The 21,989-nt window shown below is 64.3% G+C and carries 17 protein-coding genes; 12 read left to right on the plus strand and 5 right to left on the minus strand.

What is annotated here, in order from left to right:
* Nucleotides 1-88 precede the first annotated feature (88 nt).
* From JQ566_RS30795 to aat, 4 genes are read left to right on the plus strand one after another with little or no spacing between them, the layout of a single operon-like run.
* Nucleotides 89-1,615 (plus strand): sensor histidine kinase, encoded by a 1,527-nt coding sequence (locus JQ566_RS30795; protein ID WP_212379389.1) that lies wholly within the window; start codon nucleotides 89-91, stop codon nucleotides 1,613-1,615.
* Nucleotides 1,612-2,052 (plus strand): response regulator, encoded by a 441-nt coding sequence (locus tag JQ566_RS30800; protein ID WP_212379391.1) that lies wholly within the window; start codon nucleotides 1,612-1,614, stop codon nucleotides 2,050-2,052. Before JQ566_RS30795 ends, JQ566_RS30800 begins: the two co-directional genes overlap by 4 nt.
* On the plus strand, nucleotides 2,049-3,152 hold the full coding sequence (locus tag JQ566_RS30805; protein WP_212379393.1) for a sensor histidine kinase: 1,104 nt from the start codon (nucleotides 2,049-2,051) through the stop codon (nucleotides 3,150-3,152). Before JQ566_RS30800 ends, JQ566_RS30805 begins: the two co-directional genes overlap by 4 nt.
* Nucleotides 3,153-3,200: 48 nt before the next feature.
* Entirely contained in the window at nucleotides 3,201-3,881 is a 681-nt protein-coding gene (aat, locus tag JQ566_RS30810; RefSeq protein WP_212379395.1) for a leucyl/phenylalanyl-tRNA--protein transferase, read from the plus strand.
* Nucleotides 3,882-3,894: 13 nt separating this feature from the next.
* On the opposite strand, the gene JQ566_RS30815 is transcribed toward aat, so the two are convergent.
* Complete coding sequence (locus JQ566_RS30815) at nucleotides 3,895-4,935, minus strand: DUF2155 domain-containing protein (protein WP_212379397.1); 1,041 nt, start codon at nucleotides 4,933-4,935, stop codon at nucleotides 3,895-3,897.
* Nucleotides 4,936-5,140: 205 nt separating this feature from the next.
* Between JQ566_RS30815 and JQ566_RS30820 the strand changes: the two genes are divergently transcribed.
* On the plus strand, nucleotides 5,141-6,148 hold the full coding sequence (locus JQ566_RS30820; protein WP_212379399.1) for a Na+-dependent transporter: 1,008 nt from the start codon (nucleotides 5,141-5,143) through the stop codon (nucleotides 6,146-6,148).
* A 226-nt stretch (nucleotides 6,149-6,374) separates the two neighbouring features.
* On the plus strand, nucleotides 6,375-7,580 hold the full coding sequence (locus JQ566_RS30825) for a calcium-binding protein (protein ID WP_212379402.1): 1,206 nt from the start codon (nucleotides 6,375-6,377) through the stop codon (nucleotides 7,578-7,580).
* A gap of 109 nt (nucleotides 7,581-7,689) precedes the next feature.
* On the opposite strand, the gene JQ566_RS30830 is transcribed toward JQ566_RS30825, so the two are convergent.
* Nucleotides 7,690-8,628: a GlxA family transcriptional regulator gene (locus JQ566_RS30830; protein ID WP_212379404.1), complete on the minus strand. Its 939-nt coding sequence runs from the start codon at nucleotides 8,626-8,628 to the stop codon at nucleotides 7,690-7,692.
* 108 nt (nucleotides 8,629-8,736) lie between these two features.
* Here JQ566_RS30830 and JQ566_RS30835 point away from each other — a divergent pair, with 108 nt between their 5' ends.
* Complete coding sequence (locus tag JQ566_RS30835) at nucleotides 8,737-9,423, plus strand: DJ-1/PfpI family protein (RefSeq protein ID WP_212379406.1); 687 nt, start codon at nucleotides 8,737-8,739, stop codon at nucleotides 9,421-9,423.
* Between the two features lie 503 nt (nucleotides 9,424-9,926).
* Here the strand turns inward: JQ566_RS30835 and JQ566_RS30840 are convergent.
* On the minus strand, nucleotides 9,927-10,334 hold the full coding sequence (locus tag JQ566_RS30840) for an NADH:ubiquinone oxidoreductase subunit NDUFA12 (protein ID WP_212379408.1): 408 nt from the start codon (nucleotides 10,332-10,334) through the stop codon (nucleotides 9,927-9,929).
* A gap of 240 nt (nucleotides 10,335-10,574) precedes the next feature.
* On the opposite strand from JQ566_RS30840, the gene JQ566_RS30845 reads away from it, so the two are divergent.
* The 4 genes from JQ566_RS30845 (at nucleotide 10,575) to JQ566_RS30860 (ending at nucleotide 15,512) form a co-directional block, all read left to right on the plus strand.
* Nucleotides 10,575-11,252 carry a BA14K family protein gene (locus JQ566_RS30845; protein WP_212379411.1) on the plus strand — a complete coding sequence of 226 codons (678 nt, stop codon included), beginning with the start codon at nucleotides 10,575-10,577 and terminating at the stop codon, nucleotides 11,250-11,252.
* A 246-nt stretch (nucleotides 11,253-11,498) separates the two neighbouring features.
* Nucleotides 11,499-11,915, plus strand: coding sequence for a response regulator (locus JQ566_RS30850; RefSeq protein WP_212379413.1), 417 nt, complete (start codon nucleotides 11,499-11,501; stop codon nucleotides 11,913-11,915).
* Nucleotides 11,912-14,170 (plus strand): CHASE3 domain-containing protein, encoded by a 2,259-nt coding sequence (locus tag JQ566_RS30855; RefSeq protein ID WP_212379415.1) that lies wholly within the window; start codon nucleotides 11,912-11,914, stop codon nucleotides 14,168-14,170. The genes JQ566_RS30850 and JQ566_RS30855 overlap by 4 nt, the downstream gene beginning before the upstream one ends.
* Nucleotides 14,171-14,345: 175 nt before the next feature.
* Complete coding sequence (locus JQ566_RS30860; protein WP_212379417.1) at nucleotides 14,346-15,512, plus strand: Shedu immune nuclease family protein; 1,167 nt, start codon at nucleotides 14,346-14,348, stop codon at nucleotides 15,510-15,512.
* 10 nt (nucleotides 15,513-15,522) lie between these two features.
* On the opposite strand, the gene JQ566_RS30865 is transcribed toward JQ566_RS30860, so the two are convergent.
* Complete coding sequence (locus JQ566_RS30865; RefSeq protein WP_212379419.1) at nucleotides 15,523-16,224, minus strand: TIR domain-containing protein; 702 nt, start codon at nucleotides 16,222-16,224, stop codon at nucleotides 15,523-15,525.
* A gap of 83 nt (nucleotides 16,225-16,307) precedes the next feature.
* Nucleotides 16,308-17,204 carry a DMT family transporter gene (locus tag JQ566_RS30870; protein ID WP_212379421.1) on the minus strand — a complete coding sequence of 299 codons (897 nt, stop codon included), beginning with the start codon at nucleotides 17,202-17,204 and terminating at the stop codon, nucleotides 16,308-16,310.
* A gap of 802 nt (nucleotides 17,205-18,006) precedes the next feature.
* Between JQ566_RS30870 and JQ566_RS30875 the strand changes: the two genes are divergently transcribed.
* Entirely contained in the window at nucleotides 18,007-21,777 is a 3,771-nt protein-coding gene (locus tag JQ566_RS30875; RefSeq protein ID WP_212379423.1) for a vitamin B12-dependent ribonucleotide reductase, read from the plus strand.
* The last annotated feature ends 212 nt before the right edge of the window (nucleotides 21,778-21,989 follow it).

Here is a 21,989-nt window from a genome sequence, read left to right on the forward strand (position 1 = left end):
AACCCTTTCGCCCCGATCGCGTTCTGGACCGCGGGACAGTTCCAAGGGGGCGTTTTGAACTCCACTGAACGTCGACAGGTAGATCGTCGTGAGGGCTGAAGCCCACCGACGGCGCGCGTTTTGGCAGATCCTGCTGCTTTCGGCGGGCCTTTTGGTGCTGACCGTCATCAGCGCCGGCTCCGTCTACCTCGTCAACAAGGCCCGGGAAGACAGCAAATGGGTGCTTCATACCATCGAGGTGGAGAACCAGATCAACGCCCTGCTGCTCGAAGTCCGGCGCGCCGAGAGCAGCGCTCGCGGCTTTCTCCTGACGCAGGGGCCGGATTTCCTGTCGGACCATGAGAAGGCCGTCGCGGCGATCATTCCGGCGCTCGACAAGCTCACGCGCCAGGTCGGCGACGATCCGGCGCAACGCGACAACATCGAGAAGCTGAGAGCGGCAATCGAGACCCGGCTCGACCAGTTCTCGCGCGAGATGACCTTCGTGAAGCAGGGGCAGCCCGACAGGGCCACGGCGCTGATCCGCGAGGCCGCCGGCGGCAACACCACGACCACGATCGGCAACATGGCCAACGCCATGATCCGCGAGGAGGAACGATTGTTCCGGCTCCGAACGGCAAATTCCGACCGCAGCCAGACCCTCGCCGCGTCGATGACCGGCATCGGCTCCGGCTTCGTGGTGGTGCTGGCGATGATCTCGATCTGGCTGGTGCGGCGCTCGGCGCGCGTCCGCGACGAGGCTGAATCCCGTCTGCGCGATGCCAACGTCAACCTGGAAACCGTCGTCGACGAGCGCACTGCGGACCTGCGCGAAGCCAACGACGAGATCCAGCGCTTTGCCTATATCGTCAGCCACGATCTGCGCTCGCCGCTGGTCAACATCATGGGCTTCACCAGCGAGCTCGAGGAGCTCGGCGACGATATCTTCCGCCGGATCGGCGGCCTCACCAACGTCTCCGCCGACGGGTCGCCGCCGGCGCCCGGCGCTCCCGGCGAGATCGCGCTCGAAGGCGCCGACAAACAGCTCTCGGAGGATTTCTCCGAAGCGCTCGGCTTCATCAAGACGTCGATCGCCAAGATGGACCGGCTGATCTCGGCCATCCTCAACCTCACGCGCGAGGGCCGGCGCGAATTCGAGCCGGTGAAGATCGACACGCGCGAGCTGATCGAGGCCATCGTCTCGACGCTGGCGCATCAGGCGGTCGAGGCGCAGGCCGAGATCCACCTCGAGCCTCTGCCGAACCTCGTGAGCGACCGTCTCGCCCTCGAGCAAATCTTCTCCAATCTGATCGACAACGCGATCAAGTATCTCAAGCCCGGCGTGCCCGGTGAGATCAGAATCCGCGGGCGGACCAAGCTCGGCTACGCTATCTTCGAGATCAGCGACAACGGCCGCGGGATCGATCCGAAGGATCACCAGCGGATATTCGACCTGTTCCGCCGCGCGGGAACTCAGGACAAGCCCGGCCAGGGCATCGGCCTTGCGCATGTGCGTGCACTTGTGCGCCGTCTCGGCGGCACCATGTCGGTATCATCGGAACTGAACGCGGGCAGTACCTTCACGATCACGCTGCCGATCGCCTGGAACGTGAGCAACCGGAACAGAGATCGATGACCCAGCCTGTCACCATCGTCATGATCGAGGACGACGAGGGCCACGCCCGCCTGATCGAGCGCAACATCAGAAGGTCCGGCGTCAACAACGAGATCGTCGCGTTTGCCAACGGCAACGACGCCATGCGGCACCTGTTCGGCGCCGACGGCAGCGGGCTCGTGCAGAAGGGCAATGCGCTCTTGATCCTGCTCGATCTCAACCTGCCCGACATGACCGGGATCGACATCCTGAAGCAGATCAAGGAAAACAAATACCTGAAGGCCTCGCCCGTGGTGGTGCTGACCACCACCGACGATTCCCAGGAAATCAAGCGCTGCTACGAGTTCGGCTGCAACGTCTACATCACCAAGCCCGTCAATTACGAGAATTTCGCCAATGCCATCCGGCAGCTCGGGCTGTTCTTCTCGGTCATCCAGGTCCCGCCCGCCGCCACATGAACCAGCGCACGCCGACACTGCTCTACATCGACGACGACGACGCGCTGGCGCGCCTGGTCGATCGTGGCCTCACGCGGCGCGGCTACCGGGTCGTCCATGCCGCGAGCGGCGAGGAAGGTCTCGAGCGCATCCGCCGCGCCGGCGCCGAAGGCGGCATCGATGTCGTGGCGCTCGATCAGTACATGCCGGGCCTCGACGGGCTGGAGACGCTCGAGCAGATCATGGCGATCCCGGATGCGCCGCCGGTCGTGTTCGTCACCGCGTCGCAGGATTCCAGCATCGCGGTGACCGCGCTTAAAGCGGGGGCGGCCGACTATCTGGTGAAGGACCTCCAGGGCGACTTCATCCCGCTCCTCCACGTCGCCGCCGAAGGCGCGCTGCGCCAGGCCGAGTTGCAGCGGGCACGCGATGAAGCCGAAGCCGAGATCCACGCCTCGCGCGACCGCTACGCGGCCCTCGCCGCCGAGCGCGAGCTGTTGCTGCGCGAGGTCAACCACCGTGTCGGCAACTCGCTCCAGATCATCGCCTCGCTGTTGCACCTTCAGGCAAGCTCCGCCGCGCAGGAGGAGGTCAAGGCGGCGCTGACCAATGCGATGGGCCGCGTCGCTGCGGTCGCGCAGGTGCACCGCCGCCTCTACACCTCGCAGGACCTGAAGAGCGTGGTCCTCAATCAGTATCTGGACTCGCTGCTCGAGGATCTCCGCCGCTCGGCCGAAGGCGACCGGATGTCGCGCCTGACGCTGAAGGCCGAGCCGATCGAGATCGATCCTGACCGTGCGGTCGCCGTCGGCATCATCGTCAACGAGCTGGTGATGAACGCGGTGAAATACGCCTATCCCGACGGCGCCGGCCCGATCCATGTCGAGCTGATCTCGCAAGGAGACGATCTGCTGCTCTCGATCACCGACGATGGCGTCGGCGACAACGTCAAGGCCGATCCGCGCTCCACCGGCATGGGCCAGCGCATCGTCGCGGCCATGGCGTCCAAGCTCGACGCCACGGTCGAGCGCGATCCCGCGCATTTCGGAACCCGGATCGTGCTGAAGTTCGGCCGCATCCCCGCAGCCCCCCGCAAGACCAGCACCGCCGCCGCGAGCTGACCGCGCCCCCATCGCAACCGCAATGCGATCCTGCTATGGTGGCAAGCCATGACTTCGCGCGACTCCGCCCCATCTGAAATCACCCCGGCCGTGCTGCTGCGCGCCTATGCCTGCGGCATCTTTCCGATGGCGGAAAGCGCCGACGATCCGACCCTGTTCTGGGTCGAGCCGGAGTTGCGCGGCGTCATACCGCTCGACGGCTTTCGCGTCGCCTCGCGACTCGCGCGCACCGTGCGGTCGGACACGTTCCGCGTCACCGTCAACACCGCGTTCAAGGCGACCATCTCCGGCTGCGCGGCGCCGCAAGCAGGACGCGAGGACACCTGGATCAACAAGCGCATCCGCGACCTCTATGGCGGCCTGCACGAGCTCGGCCATTGCCACAGCGTCGAAGCCTGGCAGGGTGACGACCTCGTCGGCGGGCTCTACGGCGTCAGCCTCGGACGGGCCTTCTTCGGCGAGAGCATGTTCCACACCGCGCGCGATGCCTCGAAGGTCGCGCTGGTGCATCTGGTCGCGCGGCTCATCCATGGCGGCTTCGAGCTGCTCGACACCCAATATGTCACCGAGCATTTGAAGAGCTTCGGCGCAGTCGAGATTTCGCGGCGACGCTATACGGCGCTGCTCGACAAGGCGCTGGCGGGCGAACCCGGCGATTTCCTGAGGCTCTCCGCCGGCGAAGCGATCCCCGGCGCGCACGCGCTCGAGATCATCGCTTCGCGGCAATGATCGTTTGCTGGGCTTAGCGGCCAAACCCCGGGATGCCGAACAGACCTGGCCTCTGCTCCGGCGGCGGAGGGGGCGGCGGTGCCGGTTGCTGCTGCTGGATCGGCGGCAGAGGCTGCGGCGGCCGCTGCTGCACCTGCTTGGGCGCGGCCTTCTTCTGCGCCGGTGGTGGTGGCGGCGGCTTTGCCGCGGCCGGATCCGGTGCCGCGGTCGCGATGGTCTGCTGCGGCTCTTTGCAGTCGGTCAGCCAGATATCGTAGATCGGATGCTCGACGCCGTGCAGGCCCGGGCTTGCCGCATACATCCAGCCCGAGAAGATGCGCTTCACCTCGCCCTGCAAGGTGATCTCGTCGACCTCGACGAAGGCATCGGTGTTGGCGGCCTCCGTCGCCGGCCGCGTGTAGCAGGCGTCGGTCTTGACCCGGAGCGCGCCGAACTGGACGGTCTCGCCGATCTCCTCGTCGAAATTGATGATGCGTCCGGTGATCTTGTCGAGACCGGAGAAGGTCGCCTTCTTGTTCACGATCTTCTGGGCCGGCGGCTCGGTCACGACCTCGTCGCCCGGCTGGAGGCTCGCCGGCGTCTGCGGGACGGCGCCGCCCGGCCCGCCCTTCTGCTGAGGCTGGCGCTGACCGGGCGCACCCGGAGCCCCTTGCGGACCGGGTGGAACGATCGCGGCGGAGGGCGGCTGGTTCGGTGGCGCGAGGGTCGAGCCCGGCGGCGGCGCCAGGGGCTGGCTCTCGACCGGCCCGGGCATGACATTCCCCTGCCGGCCCGCGGGCGGCGGCATCGGGCGCGACGGCAACACGCGCCCCTGCGGCGGCAGCTCGGGCACCTCTTCGTCGTCCTCGGGGATCTGCTGCGGCTGGGGCTGGCCACGCGGAATATTGCCGGGCGGCCGCAGCGGCGGCGGATCGGAGAAGATCGTGCCGATCTGCGCCTGAGCCGGCGTCGCAGCCGTCAGTGCGGTGGCGGCCAAAAGCGCCGCAAGACCGGTCAGGGAAAAGGTTTTGAACATCTCGCGCGGCTTCAACAGCGAATCGGGCTCGTTGGACATTCTACAGGGGATACCGCCGCTCGCAGGCCCTCCGGTTAACACGCCGAATACGGCGGGGGAAGGGCGGCATCCCTGCCCTTCCCGGCGCGGTCTGGCCAGGCCAGCTCCCGGATGGGATAGTCGAGGGCCTCTCCCCGGGGGCCCGAAGGCGGGCGCCGCCCCCAAAATGACACCAACTTGGACGCACCCGACAATACCGACAGAGATGCCCTCCTCCCTCCGAGCCGTCCTCGCCCTTCCCCTGCGTGCCCTCGCCTGGCTCGGCGGCCAGGGCACCCGTGCGGTGGCTGCGATCGCCTTCATCGCGGTCGCGGTGCCGCCGCTCGGCGCGCTGCTGCGCCCTTATGTCACCGAGGCGATCTTTCTTCTGCTCTGCATCTCCTTCATGCGCGTCGATCTCGTGTCGCTGTACGGACATCTGCGCCGGCCGGCGCTGGTCGCGGCCGCGACGGCCTGGACCACGATCGGTGTGCCGCTGATCGTCGCCCTCGCCGCCTACGCGACCGGGCTCGCCGCGAGTTCGCCCGGCTTGGCTCTCGCGCTGATGCTCCAGGGCATGGCCTCCCCGATGATGGCGGCGCCGGCCCTTGCCGCACTGATGGGCCTCGATGCCACGCTGGTGCTCGTGACGCTGGTGACCTCGACCGCACTCGTTCCCTTCACCGCTTCGCTGTTCGCGGGTCTCTTTCTCGGCGGCGTGCTCGACATCTCGCCGGCCACGCTCGGCCTGAAGCTGCTCGGCATTCTCGCAGCATCGCTGCTGGCCGCGACGATCATTCGTTGGATCTTCGGCGCGGAGGCGATCCAGCGTCGGAAGCGGCCGATCGACGGCTTCAACATCATCATCCTGCTTGTGTTCGCCTGTGCGGTGATGGGCGATGTCGCCAACGACCTCATCGCCGATCCGCTGTTCACGATCGGCGTCGCGCTGCTCGCCTTTGCGGTCTATTTTACCCTGCTCGCCGCGACGACGCTGATCTTCCGTCGCGTCGGCACCGAGCGCGCCTTCGCCATCGGCCTGATGGTGTCACAGCGCAATCTCGGGCTGATGCTGGCTGCCACCGCTGGCGCGCTGCCGGCCACGACCTGGCTCTATTTCGCGCTGACGCAGTTTCCGATTCATCTTGCGCCGTACATGCTGATGCCGATCGCGCGGCGATTGACAGCGCGCATGGATGCCTCCAGCGCGGTGGCGGCAAAGAGCACTAGCTAGGCATGTCGCCCCGCGTCGCGCGGCGACACCGGGATTGCAACAGCACGACGACAAGTTCCGCCGCCGCGCGGCCAATCTTCGTTGCAATCAAGATCTGTCCCGAATTCCAGCATACCTCCGCCATCCACCAAAACTAGATTCGTCTCCGTGAAGCGTGGTCACAACACGCCGGGCAAGAATTTGCCGACGTCAGGCACGCTTCCGACAATGAAATGGGAGTTACGCCATGCAGCATCTGCCGAACGACACCATCGACGTCCTGCTCGACCAGTTTGGCCAAATCGAAACCGTCAACGGAGATCCGAACTTTCCGACCGCCACCGACGCCTGGGGTGGCAACGACACCGTGACGGCAACGATCACCCAGCCCGAAGCAGAAGTCACGATCTTTGGCGACGACAACACGACGCTGCATGGCCTGTCCCACGGCGGCAACGACACGCTCACGGTCAACTTCAACTATGGCTGGAACGAAGCTCTCGTGGCCGGCGATGCCCAGGCGATGACCGACGACGCCAGCGGCGGCAACGACACGATCAATGTCTTGGCCGACTCGCTGTACACCAACGTGCATGCTTTCGGCGACGTTGCCGGCGACTTGTCGGGCAATTCGCACGGCGGCAGTGACGCCATCACCGGTGCGGTGGGTTGGCGAAGCTACGATAATGTGTACGCCGGCGACGCCGGTGGTTCCATGAGCGGCACGGCGCAGGGCGGCAATGACACGCTCGACATCAATCTGAGAACCATGGAGGGCTCAGCGACAGCCAGTGGCGATGCCATCGGTTCCATCGGCGGCGATGCGCATGGCGGCAACGACAATATCACTGTAACCTTTGGCACCGAGGTCTGGACTGTCGGATTTGTTGCGTACGGAGATTCGGCGACCTCGCTGACCGACAATGCCCAAGGGGGAGATGACACTATCACACTCAAGTTCGATGGCCCCGACACTATCCAGCTTACGCACCCAGAGCTCTTCGGCGATGCTCGGACCATGTCCGGCAATGCCCATGGCGGTAACGATATTCTCACCGGCGGCGCAACCAATGATTTCCTGTATGGCGATGCGAAGGTCTATGACCCCGCGACGCCGGGCTCGATCATCGGCGGCAGGGATATCCTCAACGGCGGCGCCGGCAATGACCAGCTTTCAGGCGGCGGAAACAGCGACATCTTCGTCTTCAACGCCGGCTCCGGCAATGACCTCATCACCGACTTCGATCAGGGCAACAAGGCGGTCGGCAGCACCGCGACGGAGCACGATCTGATCAATCTGCACGACTACGGGTTTGCGGACTGGACCGCGCTGTCGAGCCTGATCAGCGACAATGCCGCCGGCGACGCCGTGATTCATCTGTCGGCGAGCGACTCCATCACACTCGACGGCGTCAACGCGGCGAGCCTGCACCCGACCGACTTCCTCATCTGAACGGGTTGCTCCGGGAGCAACGGTCTCGCCCCGCCTCCAGTGGGGCGAGACGCGGGTTACACGCCCACCCCTATAGCGCGCCACTCGTTCGCTGACACGAGCGCAAGCCCTACCCCACCCGCGCCGCGCGCCGCAGCGCCTGCGGTGGCTGTCCGTAGGCGCGGATGAAGGCGCGGCGCATCCGTTCGGGGTCGCGGAAGCCGGTCGTTTCCGCAACGCGCTCGATCGCTTCGCGCGAAGACTGCACGCGCTCGCGCGCGACTTCGAGCCTGAGCCGCTCGATCGCCTTGGACGGCGTCGTGCCGGTCTCGGCGGCAAAGGCGCGGGCAAAATGCCGTGCGCTCATCCCGGCGCGATCGGCGAGATCCTCCACCGTCAACGGTGCGTCGAGATTTTCGCGCGCCCAGGACAATAGCGTGCCGAAGCGTCCGTTCGGCGCCTTCAATTCCAGCAGCGAGGAGAATTGCGACTGACCGCCGCTGCGGCGATGGTACAGCACGAGTTGCCGCGCAGTCGCCTGCGCGATCTCCTCGCCGTGGTCCTCAGTGACCATCGCCAGCGCGAGGTCGATCCCTGCGGTGATTCCTGCGGATGTCCACACATTGCCGTCGCGGGTAAAAATCTGGTCCGGCTCGAACTTCACCCTGGGATAGCGCGCGACGAAATCGCGCGTGCGGCCCCAATGCGTCGTGGCACGGCGGCCGTCGAGCAGGCCCGCCTCAGCGAGCACATAAGCCCCCGAGCAAACGCTCGCGACCCGCATGCCGCGCCGCGCCAGCCGTTGCACGAAGGCGCGCGTGACCTCGCAGCGCGCAGCTTCCGCAACGCCGGCACCGCCCGCGATCACCAGTGTCGTGATCGCATTCGCCGATTTGAAATCACGCGCCATCATCTCGACGCCCGACGAGCTTCGCACCGGCCCTGCGTTCAGCGCCAGCACCCGGAGCGCAAGCGGCTTGCTGGAAGCACGTGCCGCGATCTCGAACACCGAGATCGGACCTGCAGCGTCGAGCAGCTGAAAATCGGGAAAGATCAGGATGCCGATCATGGTCCAGCTCCGAATACGATGTCCGAAATAGAGGGAATTATGCCATTTCGGACGGGAGGGCAGCATGCCATCCTGCCGGCGTCAAGCTCGCAATTGGAGGATCTGCCGATGTCGTCACCGCTCCAGATTGGTCTGTTGGTGTTCCCACGCGTCACCCAGCTCGACTTCACCGGCCCATTGCAGGTGTTCGCCATGGTTCCCGGCGCGAAACTGCATCTGATCTGGAAGCGGATCGAACCTGTGCCGAGCGATTCCGTGATGACGCTGACGCCGACGACGACGTTTGCGGACTGCCCTCAACTCGACGTGATCTGCGTGCCCGGCGGCAGCGGCACCAACGACCTGCTCAACGACGAGGAGGTGCTCGACTTCCTGCGCAAGCAGGCCGCAGGCGCCAAATATGTCACCTCGGTCTGCACGGGATCGCTGGCGCTCGGCGCGGCCGGCCTCTTGAAGGGCTACCGCGCCGCGACCCATTGGAGCGCGATGGAAATGCTCGCCCAGTTCGGCGCGATACCGACAAAGACGCGCGTCTGCATCGATCGCGACCGCATCACCGGCGGCGGCGTCACCGCCGGCATCGATTTCGCCCTGACGCTGGTGTCGATCATGATCAATCGCACGACGGCGGAAGCGATCCAGCTCCAGATGGAATACAACCCCGCCCCGCCGTTCAATTCGGGTTCACCCGACACCGCATCCGCTGAAGTGCTGGCGTTGCTGAGGGAGCGCGGCGCGCAAAACCAGGCGCGGCGCCTCGAGGCGGTGAAGCGGGCCGCCGAGCGGGTGAACTAGACTCCGCTCTCGTGTCCCGGACGCGGTGCAGCGTGCAACGCTGCTCCGCCGAGCCGGGACCCAACAGGAAGCTACGCAGACCGCCGCAACATGGGCCCCGGCTCTGCAGCGCATCGCTGAAGGGAGCGCTGCGCTGCGTCCGGGGCAAGTCGACCTTCGTGCTGATCTCCAAAAGAAAAAGGCCGCTTGGTTTCCCAAGCGGCCTTTCCTGTCTCACGGCGGCTGCACATTCACATCGGGCGATTTCGGAGCTTCCAGACCGGGGGCCTATCTCCCGATCGAGTCCTTCCTCGGCGGCCGCTGCATCTCGGGACAGTCGCGAGCTGTTGCCCGAACCGAACGCGATGGTCTCCCATCTCCGTAAGATGGGATCATTGAGCCGCATCGCCCGCCCCGGCGCAATGCCCGCGCAAGCGGCATCCCCGCTGTTCCCGTTGTCCACAGCGGCGCGGATGCACGTGCACCCGCTTCGAAAGATGGCGGTTCGCAGGTCGGCCGAAAGGCTAGCCGGGCGTCCAGGGCTGGTAGTCGCCGGTCGCCTTCGGACGCCGGCCGCTGGCAAGCGTCGAGCCGGAGGGACGATAGGCCTTGGCCGTGCCGGTGAGATTCGGCTGGTGCGGCTTTTCCCACTCGCGCGGCTGGTAGTTGGCCTCGGTCGGCGGCGCATCGACGACGTGATGGATCCAGCCGTGCCAGGACGGGGGAATCCGGCTCGCCTCAGCATAGCCGTTATAGACCACCCAGCGCCGCTCGAAGCCGAGCGTCGGGTCGACCGCCCCGCCGCGGGTGCGATAATAGAGGTTGCCCTGCTCGTCCTGGCCGACCAGCTCCCCGTACCGCTTGGTCCAGAGCTGGGTGCCAAAAGTCTGGCCATTCCACCAGGTGAAGAACTTGAGGAAGAATTGTTTCATGCGGCAAGGGCCCTGCTTCGTCGGGTCCTGATGCCATCCGGGCAGCGAAATGTCCAGTTCGGTGGGGCGCCGGCACCCTCCACAAATCGTCCATCAACCAGCTCCTGCCGCAAAGCGGACGCGATTCATTCATGCCCGGTACAGCGGCCGCGACGGAAGCTCCATTTGCGCGCAAACCAGCGTGATCCCCGGAACCCCAGCGCTTTCATAGGGTTTGCCTCCCGGGAAAGGAGTTTAACCATGAACAGTCTGAAAGCCTTGAGTGCCGCCGCGGCGGTGGCGCTGGTTCTTCCCTTGGCGACGCCGAGCTTTGCCCAGAATCGTCCTGCGTTGGGCGGCGGCGGTGGCGCCCATATCGGCGGTGGTGGCGGCGGTGCTCACTTCGGTGGCGGCGCGCGCATGGGTGGCGGCGGTGCCGCGTTCCATGGCGGTGGCGGCGCCATGCGCCCGAGCGGAGGCAGTTTCGCGGCCGGCGCCGCGATGCGTCCGAGTGGTGGCAGCTTCGCGGCCGGCACGGCGGTTCGTCCGAGTGGCGGCAGCTTCGTAGCCGGCGCGGCGCCCCGTCCTGCCCTCTCGCCGTCCTTCAGCGGCACCCGCAGCGTCGCAACCGCCGGCAACTGGCAGGGCGGAAGCAACTGGAGCGGCCGCCATTGGCATCACCATCGTCGTCACGGCGGCTTCTGGCCGGGCTTCGCGGCGGGCGCCGCGATCGGCGGCATCGGCTCGTATGCCTATTACGGCGGCGGCTACTACGACGATCCGTACTACTACGACAGCTACTATGACGAGCCGTCGGTTGCGGTGGTGCCGGATAGCGGCGGCGACTCCGCGGCCTATTGCGCGCAGCGCTACAAATCCTACGACCCCGCCTCGGGCACTTATCTCGGTTACGATGGCCAGCGGCATCCGTGCCCCTAGGCGGATCGCCCGGGCGTTAGGCAAAAGGCGTCGCAGCGATGCGGCGCCTTTTTCGCAGCTAGCGTATCCCTCAGCTGTTTCGGCCCCGTCGTGCTCGCACGCACGAGGATGCGTACAAGTCGAGGCAAATGGATCTTTATGCACTGCGCCGTGCATATCCTTCGCGATCCAATCCAAAATTGACCGGACACACGATTCGCGGATATCACCAATCGCAGTGGGGACTTCGATCACCTGGGAAGTGTCATGCCGCGTGTTCTCGTGGTTGATGACGATCCGATGGTCGGCGCGACCATCGAAGTCCTCCTCCAACGTCAGGGCTTCGACGTCACGCTGACCGACGGCGGCGAAACAGGACTGGCTGCGCTGGAATCGCAAGCCTTCGACGTAATGCTGGTTGACATCTTCATGCCGCATATGCGCGGCTTCGAATCCATCCGCATCTTTCACGAGCGCGCCCCGACTACGCCGCTGATCGCGATGTCGGGCTACGCCTTCGCCTCATCCGCCTCGCCCTCTCCCGATTTTCTCCGCATGGCGCTGGAGCTCGGCGCAACGCGCTGCCTGCGCAAGCCGTTCACGCCGGAAGCGCTGCTGACCACGATCCGGGAATGCCTCACCGGCGCGGGCGTACAGCCGAAGGACAAGAAAGAAGTCCCTTGATTCCAACGCAGCGCGTCATTCTCGGTGCTGGACTTGCCATCCTCCTGATCATCACCGCGGCTTCGATTGCCCTTGACGTCAAGGCGCGGTCCGACGCGGCATGGGTCAATCATACCGTCCAGGTGCAAAAGAAGATCTCCGACCTCCGCGTGCTGTTGCGCCGTGCCGAGAGTGCCGCGCGCGGCTACGAGCTCTATCGCACCCGGGGCTTCAGCGATGAGTTCCAGGCGATGCACGCCATGATCGCGCCGGCCCTCGCCGACCTCAAGCGCGACGTGCGCGACAATTCCGATCACGTCGCGCTGCTGGAGAGCACCGAGCCGCTGGCGCTGCGCCGGATCGAGATCGCCGCCACAGCGATGCGCCTGCGCGCCGAGAACGACCAGGCCGGCATTGCCGCGCTCAACAGCAAGGCCGAGGGCCGCGGCCTCATGGACAAGGTGATGGGCAATCTCGACCATCTGAGCGCCGAGGAAGAACGCCTGCTCAATGCGCGCTCCCAGGATTCGCGCCGCACCGGCATCGTGCTGCTCGGTATCGACGTCGCCGGCGCCGTGCTGATCCTGCTGCTGGTCGCCCTGGTGATGCGCGAAAGCCGGCGCGCCACGGGGGTGCTCCAGAGCTCGCTCGAGCAGACACAAGCCGCCAAGGCGGCGCTCGAGGCGGCGGTGGCCGAGCGCACCGAGCACCTGGTCACCGCGCATGACGAGCTGCGCCTGTCGGTCAACGTGCTCCAGAGCACGTTTCGCAGCATGGCGGAGGCGGTTCTGGTCATCGACGCCGAGGGCAATGTCCTTCTGTCCAATCCCGCCGCCGAGCGCATCCTGGTGCATCGCACCGGCATGAATTTGAGCAATCTGCGCGCGCTGTCCGCTGTGTTTCACGGCGACGGCGTCACGCCACTCGCGGCCGACGAGCTGCCATCGACGCGCGTGCTGCGCGGCGAGCAGTTCGAAGAGCTGGAGATGATCGTCCGCCCGCACAGCGGCAATCCTCCCCGCCATCTCATGATCAGCGGCCGGCCGATGCGGGACGGGCAAGGCAACATCTCCGGCGCGGTGCTGGTCTATCACGATGCGACGACCTCGCGCGAGACGGAGCGGCAGCTGTACCAGTCGCAGAAGCTGGATGCGATCGGCAAGCTGACCGGCGGCGTCGCGCACGACTTCAACAACATGCTGACCGTCATCTCGGGCAATACCGAGACGCTGGTGGAGAGCCTGAAGGGCCAACCCGAGCTTCAGCGCACGGCACGGCTGATCGACGATGCCGCCGAGCGCTGCGCCGATCTGATCCAGCATCTGCTGGCATTTGCGCGCCGGCAGCCGCTCGAGCCGCGCAACGTCGACATCAACGCCGCGATCTCGGACATCGCAAAGCTTCTGCGCCCCACCCTCGGCGAGCAGATCCAGATCGAGACCGTGCTGGAACAGGGGCCGATGACGACGCACATCGATCCGTCCAGGCTCACCAACGCCGTGCTCAACATGGCGATCAACGCCCGCGACGCCATGCCGAACGGCGGCAAGCTGCTGCTGGAGACCCGCCGCGTCGTGCTCGACGAGGCCTATGCGCAGGCCAATGCGGAGGTTCGGCCCGGCCCTTACGTGATGCTCGCGGTCAGCGACACCGGCACCGGCATGCCCCCCGACGTCCAGCAGAAGGCGTTCGAGCCCTTCTTCACCACCAAGGAGGTCGGCAAGGGATCTGGCCTCGGCCTCTCCATGGTCTACGGCTTCGTCAAGCAGTCCGGCGGCCACACCAAGATCTACAGCGAGGAAGGCCACGGCACCACGATCAAGCTCTATCTGCCGCCGGGCGAAGGCGCCGCGGACGTCGCAGCCAGTGTCGCGCCGCAGGCCGAAGGCGGCGCCGAGACCATTTTCGTGGTCGAGGACGACACGCTGGTGCGCAACTTCGTCACCGCGCAGCTCCAGAGCCTCGGCTACAAGACGGTGGCCGCAGCCGACGGCAAAGCCGCGCTGCAATTGATCGAGGCCGGCCAGACGTTCGATCTGCTGTTCACCGACGTCGTCATCCCCGGCGGCATGAGCGGACGCGAGCTCGCCGAAGAGGTGGCCAGGCGCCGGCCGGGTGTGAAAGTGCTCTACACCTCCGGCTACACCGACAACGCCGTCGTCCATCACGGCAAGCTCGACGACGGCGTGCTGCTGCTGACGAAACCCTACCGCCGCAACCAGCTCGCCGAGATGATAAGGAAGGCGCTAGGCGGCGGGGCGGTCCAGGCAAGTTAGCTAGCGCATTGCCAAAGAGGCGCCGCCTAATCCCGCAAAGCTCCGATTAGACTCGGCAAGCCCAAGTAGTAGCCGTGTTGCGCTCCAGAGCACTGAGAAGACGCTGGGGCTTGACTGCCTTCGTAACCCAGCATTCCACTCAGCAGTTCTGGCAACGGTTTCGAAAGCAAACAATATGAGCGACGAAAGCGAATACGAATATTTCAAGCTCCGCAAGCAGTCCAAGACATATATATCCAAGATATTCACGTTCGGTGGATCGAATGCAGAGCGGGTCCGACACGTCAGAATGGTGCTCGAAGGAAGCGATCGACTCCATCTCGGCGAGATTGAGGGTGCAATGTGCCTACGTCTTACCGGAAACACTCGAAAGACGCAGGTGTCTGCCCTTGTCTCACAAGACGACAAAAGGATTAAGCGTCTCACGCTCCAAACCTTCAAATCACGTTCAGGGGACTGGATTGGGGCAGTCGAGAAGGACGAGTTCACATTCCGCGGCGATGAGTTCAACCGACTTCTTAGCTTCCTCTCCCACATCGAATTCATTGACCTATCGAATAATGAGAACTTTCAGATTGAAGACATATCCACGAAAGCTGGCCCGAAAGCGATCATCGACGCATCGGACCGAGGAATCGTAGAACGCATCAAAGGAATGACAGAAGAACAGAGGGACGGAGTACTCCGCGCCCTGCAGCAATCGCTAACACCGGAAGAAATCAATATCCTTCTCGGTCGAAAGCAGGGCCTGAACGAGTACGAGCAGCACATGCACGACATGAGCTGGAGAGAAGCACAGTGGCAGGACTTTTTTGAGCGCGAACAATGGGTGTTTGGTTACGGCCTTGACTATCGGGTAATGAGGCAGTTTGACCGGGAGATGACGGTAGGAGCTGGAGGCTCAGACAATCAAAACAAACCTGTAATCGATTTTCTCATGAGCTTCACGGACTACACGGTGCTCGTTGAGATTAAAACGCCCAACACACCGATTTTTACGGCAAGCCGTCGTGGACGAGCAGGTACATGGGAGTTCAGCAGCCAATTCATGAGCGCCGTTTCTCAAATTCTAGAACAAAAGGCTGAGTGGCTAGCTTTCGCTCAGACGGGTGAGCACTACAACAAGTCCGGTACTGAAGTTTTGACAACCCGCACCAGAAACGCAAAGAGCATCTTGGTCCTCGGATCGCGTAGCGAGTTCTCCCGTTCCGGCACACCAAGAGATACGAGAATTATGAGCGACACTTTCGAGCTGTTTCGACGAGAAAACCGCAATATAGAGATTGTGACATTTGACGAATTGCTCGAGCGCGCTCGCTTCATCACACGGAGCGGCCAATAGCGACACTCCTTTAAACTCTGTGCAAATCAATGGGCATTCCCTGCCCGTGGATTTCCTTGGCTAGCGTCAACGCCGCCTCTCCAACACTATCTTTGTAGGAGATGTAGATTAGGCCTTGAATGTCGGAAGGCCGCTCCATTTGAACGTCACTCTTAAGAAGGACAGCAACTTTAGGACGCCCCAATATTGCGAGCATCATTCCGAGCTCCAAGACCACGTTCTGACGAACGCGAAACGCCTTCTCGTCGGGATGTTCTTTTCGGTGCCCCTCATCATCCGGTGTTGCCAAGACAACTGCAAAGTCGGCCTCAGCTCGCACAGTTTCAAGCTTTTCAATAATGGTTTGGCCGCCGGATTTGATCTGATCGAAAATCAAAGGCTCAAGACCCCACCGCCTCAGCATGGCCTCAAGCTCCGTCCGAGCTTGGGAGTCATGGCCGTAAACGACAAACACCTTCCGAGCTGGCGCCTGCTTAGACTTTGCTGGAACGAACCCGAACGTGCTGGACGCGACCTCGCCGTCCAAACCTAATGCCCGCTTAGTTGCGTCTTGATTTTTGCCCTGAATAACAACCTTGCCGCTATCATATGCATTAATGATAGCTCCGTTGTCGCATTCCATTCGCCAACCAGTGTCGTTACCGTCTCGGCGTTCAGACCTGATTTTTATACTGGCTCTCGCCAGCAACGTCCCAACCTCTTCCCGGTCCATATCTCCCCAACCCTCCAAGGTTGTGCAATCGTCTCTTCTAGCGCGAGGCAAGTCAATACTTGAGGCAAATGTACGGGCTTGCCCTAGCGCGTCGCCAGCGCCACGGCCGCCAGCGTGAAGATCAGCGCCGCGATCTGCCCTGCTCCCAGCGGCTCGCCCAGCGCGATCGCCGAGGCGACGACGCCGATGACAGGCACCGCCATGGTACCGATCGCAGCGACCGAGGCCGGCAACCGTGCCAGCGCGGCGAACCAGCTGACATAGGCGATGCAGAACTGCCCGACGACCGAATAGACCAGGAGCCACCAGCCGACCGGCGTCACCAGCGACAGATGCGTGGTCTCGACCAGGAGGCCGACGATCGAGATCGGCAGGCAGCCGATCCCGATCTGCCAGGCCGCAGCCGTGATCGGCGGCAGGTGGATCGGGTACTTCTTGGAGAACACCGTGCCGACGGCGAAGCCGAAAGCGCCGCACAGCGCCATGATGATGCCGGGCAGCTTTTCCGCGCTGGCGGCAATGCCGTTGCCGCCCATGATCGTGGCAAGGCCGGCAAAGGCCAGCACCAGCCCCAGCGTGCGCAAGACCGTCGGCCGCTCGCCCAGCACCGGCCAGGCGATGATCGAGGCCCAGACCGGCATGGTGTAGGCGATCAGCGCCGCCTCGCTCGCCGGCAGCCAGAGCAGCGCGAGGCCCATCAGCACCATCCAGCCGGTGACGTTGAGCACGGCCGCGGTGAGGAGACGCGGCCAGATCGCGCCCTCGACCCGCAAGCTCTGCCGGCGCATCACCGCCAGCAGCGCCAGCAGCGCCGCCCCGAGAACGCCGGTGACCCCGCGCAAGGTCAGCGGCGGCAGCTCGGCGAGCAGGAATTTCGTCACCGGCCAGTTGAAGCCCCATCCGATCGAGGTGATCGCGAGGAACATCAGGCCGGCCGGGGCAATGCGCGGCCGCGCATCCCGGCGGGTCGAATCATGCATGGGGTAGTCCGGCAAAATCTTAAGGTCAGCTTGGCGCGGATTCGCCGGCCCCGCCACCACTTCGGCGGGCATGCCTGACCTCACCTTCCGTAGGGCTACGTGAGTCCCCCCGACGCAATCCCGGTCCCGAAAAATATACCTGCCCTGTGAACAGCGGGATGAAGGCGCCACATCACCACGGGATGCGAATTTTTTCGGTTGGGAATCCCTGAGGACTCACTGATACTTGGCTCCACAACAGGCGCGGTGAACACCCCTGTTATCCCCCACAATCCACCATATTTAGTATTTGATTCAGGAACTCGCACTAGTTCTTGACGGGCGCAACGGAGAGTCCTAGCTTTCGGTCCGTTCGGCGCGAGTGAGTTTGCGTCCCGCCGGCACTCCCCCAAAGGGTCTCGCAAATTTCAGCTCCGCCAGCCGGCCAAAGGCTGCGGAATGAGGGCTTGTCTGCCCTCGGATGCGGGCTCTTCGGGCGCCAGAACGGGCCGGCAACAGGCTCGGAAGGCAGACTTCACGACGGTGCCAAGTGACACCTGCGTGAAGTGAGAGAAGTAGCGGCGTTGTGGGGCGTTGAACGCATGTCGCGCACATCCCCTTGGGGGCGGATGGGTGTGGACATGCCGGCGGGATGATCGATGCACGCATCGAGGTCGCGCCGGGAAAAACAGGGCCGGATCCACCGGCTGAACTGCGGTTCCCGAAGGCCGAACGGCCGGAAGGCGCCGCGAAACGAAATGTCGACCCGGCACGTCCTCAACGAGGGGCGGGACCGGTCAAAGATTAAGGACGGGGCAAGACGATGCGGATTGAGCGGCGCCACACCACTTCGGGACAGTCACCTTATGCGGGAATCGATTTCCGCCTGACCACGTCGGAGATTCGCAATCCCGACGGCTCGGTCGTGTTCAAATTGGACAATGTCGAGGTGCCGAGCGAGTGGTCGCAGGTCGCCTCCGACGTGCTCGCTCAGAAGTATTTCCGCAAAGCCGGCGTTGCCGCGCGCCTGAAGAAGGTCGAGGAGGAATCCGTCCCCTCCTTCCTGTGGCGCTCCGTGCCCGACACCGACGCCCTTAGCCTCCTCCCCGAGAAGGAGCGCTATGTCAGCGAGCTCAGCGCAAAACAGGTGTTCGACCGCCTCGCCGGCTGCTGGACCTATTGGGGCTGGAAGGGCGGCTATTTCACCTCGGACGATGACGCGCAGGCCTTCTATGACGAGCTCCGCTACATGCTCGCCATGCAGATGGTCGCGCCGAACTCGCCGCAATGGTTCAACACCGGCCTGCACTGGGCCTATGGCATCGACGGCCCCGGCCAGGGCCATTATTACGTCGACCCCTTCACCGGCAAGCTGACCAAGTCCAAGTCGGCCTACGAGCATCCGCAGCCGCATGCCTGCTTCATCCAGGGCGTCGGCGACGACCTCGTCAACGAGGGCGGCATCATGGACCTCTGGGTCCGCGAGGCGCGCCTGTTCAAATACGGCTCCGGCACCGGCTCCAACTTCTCGCGCCTGCGCGGTGAGGGTGAAAAACTCTCCGGCGGCGGCCGCTCGTCCGGCCTGATGAGCTTCCTCAAGATCGGCGACCGCGCTGCGGGTGCGATCAAGAGCGGCGGCACCACGCGCCGCGCCGCCAAGATGGTCGTGGTCGACGTCGATCACCCCGACATCGAGACCTATATCGACTGGAAGGTGAAGGAGGAGCAGAAGGTCGCCGCCCTCGTCACGGGCTCCAAGATCAACCAGAAGCACCTGAAAGCCGTGCTGAAGGCCTGCGTGAACTGCGAAGGCTCGGGCGACGATTGCTTCGATCCGGAGAAGAACCCTGCCCTGCGTCGCGAGATCAAGCTCGCACGCCGCAGCCTCGTGCCTGACAATTACATCAAGCGCGTCATCCAGTTTGCCAAGCAGGGCTACAAGGACATCCAGTTCGACACCTACGACACCGACTGGGATTCGGAAGCCTACCTCACCGTCTCCGGCCAGAACTCCAACAACTCGGTCTCGCTCAAGGACGACTTCCTGCGCGCGGTCGAGACCGATGGCGACTGGAATCTCAACGCTCGCACCTCCAAGAAGGTGACGAAGACGCTGAAGGCGCGCGACCTCTGGGAGAAGATCGGCTACGCCGCCTGGGCCTCGGCCGACCCGGGCCTGCACTTCAACACCACGATGAACGACTGGCACACCTGCAAGGCGTCCGGCGACATCCGCGCATCCAATCCGTGCTCGGAATACATGTTCCTGGACGACACGGCCTGCAATCTCGCCTCCGCCAACCTGCTGACGTTCTACAACACCACGACCAAGCGGTTCGACGTCGAGGGCTACGAGCACCTCTGCCGGCTCTGGACCATCGTGCTCGAAATCTCCGTGATGATGGCGCAGTTCCCGTCGAAGGCGATCGCCGAGCTCTCCTATGAGTTCCGCACGCTCGGCCTCGGCTACGCCAATATCGGCGGCCTCCTGATGACCATGGGCCTGCCCTATGACAGCAAGGAAGGCCGTGCGCTCTGCGGCGCGCTGACCGCCGTGATGACCGGCATCACCTACAAGACCTCGGCCGAGATCGCCGCCGAGCTCGGCACCTTCCCCGGCTACAAGAAGAACGCCGCGCACATGCTGCGCGTGATCCGCAACCACCGCCGCGCCGCGCACGGCCAGTCGAACGGCTATGAGGCGCTGAGCGTCAACCCGGTGCCGCTCGACCTCGTCTCCTGCCCGCAAGCCGACCTCGTCAGCCATGCGCAGGCGGCCTGGGATGCGGCGCTCGAGCTCGGCGAGAAGCACGGCTATCGCAACGCCCAGACCACGGTGATCGCGCCCACGGGCACGATCGGCCTGGTGATGGACTGCGACACGACCGGCATCGAACCGGACTTCGCGCTGGTCAAGTTCAAGAAGCTCGCCGGCGGCGGCTACTTCAAGATCATCAACCGCGCGGTCCCCGCCGCGCTGCGCGCGCTCGGCTATCGCGAGAGCGAGATCGCGGAGATCGAGGCCTACGCCGTCGGCCACGGCTCGCTCTCCAACGCGCCGGGCATCAACGCCTCGACCCTGAAGGCCAAGGGCTTCACCGACGAAGCCATCGCCAAGGTCGAAAAGGCCCTGCCGACCGCCTTCGACATCAAGTTCGCCTTCAACAAGTGGACCTTTGGCGAAGACTTCATCCGCGAGCAGCTCGGCATCGGCGCGGAAGCGATCGCAGCCCCCGGCTTCGACCTGCTCCAGGCGGTCGGCTTCACCAAGCGCGAGATCGAGGCGGCCAACGTCCACATCTGCGGCGCGATGACGGTGGAAGGTGCTCCGCACCTCAAGGCCGAGCACTATCCGGTGTTCGACTGCGCCAACCCCTGCGGCAAGGTCGGCAAGCGCTATCTGTCGGTCGAGAGCCACATCCGCATGATGGCGGCGGCGCAGCCCTTCATCTCGGGCGCGATCTCCAAGACCATCAACATGCCGAACGACGCCACAGTGGAGGACTGCAAGTCCGCCTACATGCTGTCGTGGAAATTGGCCCTGAAAGCAAACGCGCTCTATCGCGACGGCTCAAAGCTCAGCCAGCCGCTCAACTCGCAGCTCATCAGCGACGATGAGGACGAGGACGATGCGGTCGAGACGCTCTACGAAAAGCCCATGGCCGCACGCGCGACCCAGGTGTCGGAGAAGATCGTCGAGAAGCTGGTCGAGCGCATCGTCGTGATGCGCGAGCGCGAGAAGATGCCTGACCGACGCAAGGGCTACACCCAGAAGGCGGTCGTCGGCGGCCACAAGGTCTATCTGCGCACCGGCGAGTATGACGACGGCCGTCTCGGCGAGATCTTCATCGACATGCACAAGGAAGGCGCGGCGCTGCGCTCCTTCATCAACAACTTCGCCATCGCGGTATCGCTCGGCCTGCAATACGGCGTGCCGCTCGACGAATATGTCGACGCCTTCACCTTCACCCGCTTCGAGCCGGCGGGCCCCGTGCAGGGCAACGACAGCATCAAGTACGCGACCTCGATCCTCGACTACGTCTTCCGCGAGCTGGCGGTGAGCTACATGTCGCGCTTCGACCTCGCCCACGTCGATCCCAACGAGACCGGCTTTGACGCGCTCGGCAAGGGCGTCGAGGAAGGCAAGGAGCCGGACGAGGACGGCGGCCACCACGCGACCCGGCTGGTCTCGCGCGGCCTCACCCGCTCGCGGACCGACAACCTCGTCGTGATGCGCGGCGGCTCGACCGCGGTCTCGCAAGGCAACGACAGCGCCCCCGCCGGCGGCAACAAGGTCACCGCCCTCGCCTCGCACGGCACCTCGGCCCGCGCCGGCGATGCCATCGAGGGCGCCGTCGCCCTGAAGCAGGAAGCCAGCCACGATCTCTCCCCCACGGAGAAGCTCGAGCAGCTGCAATGGAGCAAGGCCGGCACCGCGCAAACGCTCGTCCCCACCAAGGCCGAGCGCCGCGCGGAGGCGAAGGCCAAGGGCTACGAGGGCGAGATGTGCTCGGAGTGCGGCAACTTCACGCTGGTGCGGAACGGGACCTGTATGAAGTGCGATACTTGTGGAAGCACGACGGGGTGCTCGTGAGAGGGTTGAGCGCGTCCGAAAGATGGTAGAACCCGAGCGTGCTCGGGCATCTGCAAGGGGGCGGCCGAGAGGCCGCCCTTCTTTCATTCATAGATTGCAACTTATGGTTTTCTGACGCTAACTAGGTGCTATTAAACAAAAGGGCGGCGAATGCAGTCCGAACATCTCAATCACGTTCATCTTCTGACTGCGGGGGAGTGATGACCAGATTT

This window comes from Bradyrhizobium sp. SZCCT0231, from assembly GCF_018130245.1.
Classification (GTDB): domain Bacteria; phylum Pseudomonadota; class Alphaproteobacteria; order Rhizobiales; family Xanthobacteraceae; genus Bradyrhizobium; species Bradyrhizobium japonicum_F.

What these genes read in the sequence shown, in the direction of transcription:
- JQ566_RS30815 (WP_212379397.1), bottom strand. Translation starts at nt 4,935, where the DNA reads ATGTCCAACGAGCCCGATTCGCTGTTGAAGCCGCGCGAGATGTTCAAA.
- JQ566_RS30840 (WP_212379408.1), bottom strand. Translation starts at nt 10,334, where the DNA reads ATGAAACAATTCTTCCTCAAGTTCTTCACCTGGTGGAATGGCCAGACT.
- JQ566_RS30830 (WP_212379404.1), bottom strand. Translation starts at nt 8,628, where the DNA reads ATGATCGGCATCCTGATCTTTCCCGATTTTCAGCTGCTCGACGCTGCA.
- JQ566_RS30860 (WP_212379417.1), top strand. Translation starts at nt 14,346, where the DNA reads ATGAGCGACGAAAGCGAATACGAATATTTCAAGCTCCGCAAGCAGTCC.
- JQ566_RS30850 (WP_212379413.1), top strand. Translation starts at nt 11,499, where the DNA reads ATGCCGCGTGTTCTCGTGGTTGATGACGATCCGATGGTCGGCGCGACC.
- JQ566_RS30820 (WP_212379399.1), top strand. Translation starts at nt 5,141, where the DNA reads ATGCCCTCCTCCCTCCGAGCCGTCCTCGCCCTTCCCCTGCGTGCCCTC.
- JQ566_RS30825 (WP_212379402.1), top strand. Translation starts at nt 6,375, where the DNA reads ATGCAGCATCTGCCGAACGACACCATCGACGTCCTGCTCGACCAGTTT.
- aat (WP_212379395.1), top strand. Translation starts at nt 3,201, where the DNA reads ATGACTTCGCGCGACTCCGCCCCATCTGAAATCACCCCGGCCGTGCTG.
- JQ566_RS30805 (WP_212379393.1), top strand. Translation starts at nt 2,049, where the DNA reads ATGAACCAGCGCACGCCGACACTGCTCTACATCGACGACGACGACGCG.
- JQ566_RS30875 (WP_212379423.1), top strand. Translation starts at nt 18,007, where the DNA reads ATGCGGATTGAGCGGCGCCACACCACTTCGGGACAGTCACCTTATGCG.
- JQ566_RS30800 (WP_212379391.1), top strand. Translation starts at nt 1,612, where the DNA reads ATGACCCAGCCTGTCACCATCGTCATGATCGAGGACGACGAGGGCCAC.
- JQ566_RS30865 (WP_212379419.1), bottom strand. Translation starts at nt 16,224, where the DNA reads ATGGACCGGGAAGAGGTTGGGACGTTGCTGGCGAGAGCCAGTATAAAA.
- JQ566_RS30870 (WP_212379421.1), bottom strand. Translation starts at nt 17,204, where the DNA reads ATGCATGATTCGACCCGCCGGGATGCGCGGCCGCGCATTGCCCCGGCC.
- JQ566_RS30835 (WP_212379406.1), top strand. Translation starts at nt 8,737, where the DNA reads ATGTCGTCACCGCTCCAGATTGGTCTGTTGGTGTTCCCACGCGTCACC.
- JQ566_RS30845 (WP_212379411.1), top strand. Translation starts at nt 10,575, where the DNA reads ATGAACAGTCTGAAAGCCTTGAGTGCCGCCGCGGCGGTGGCGCTGGTT.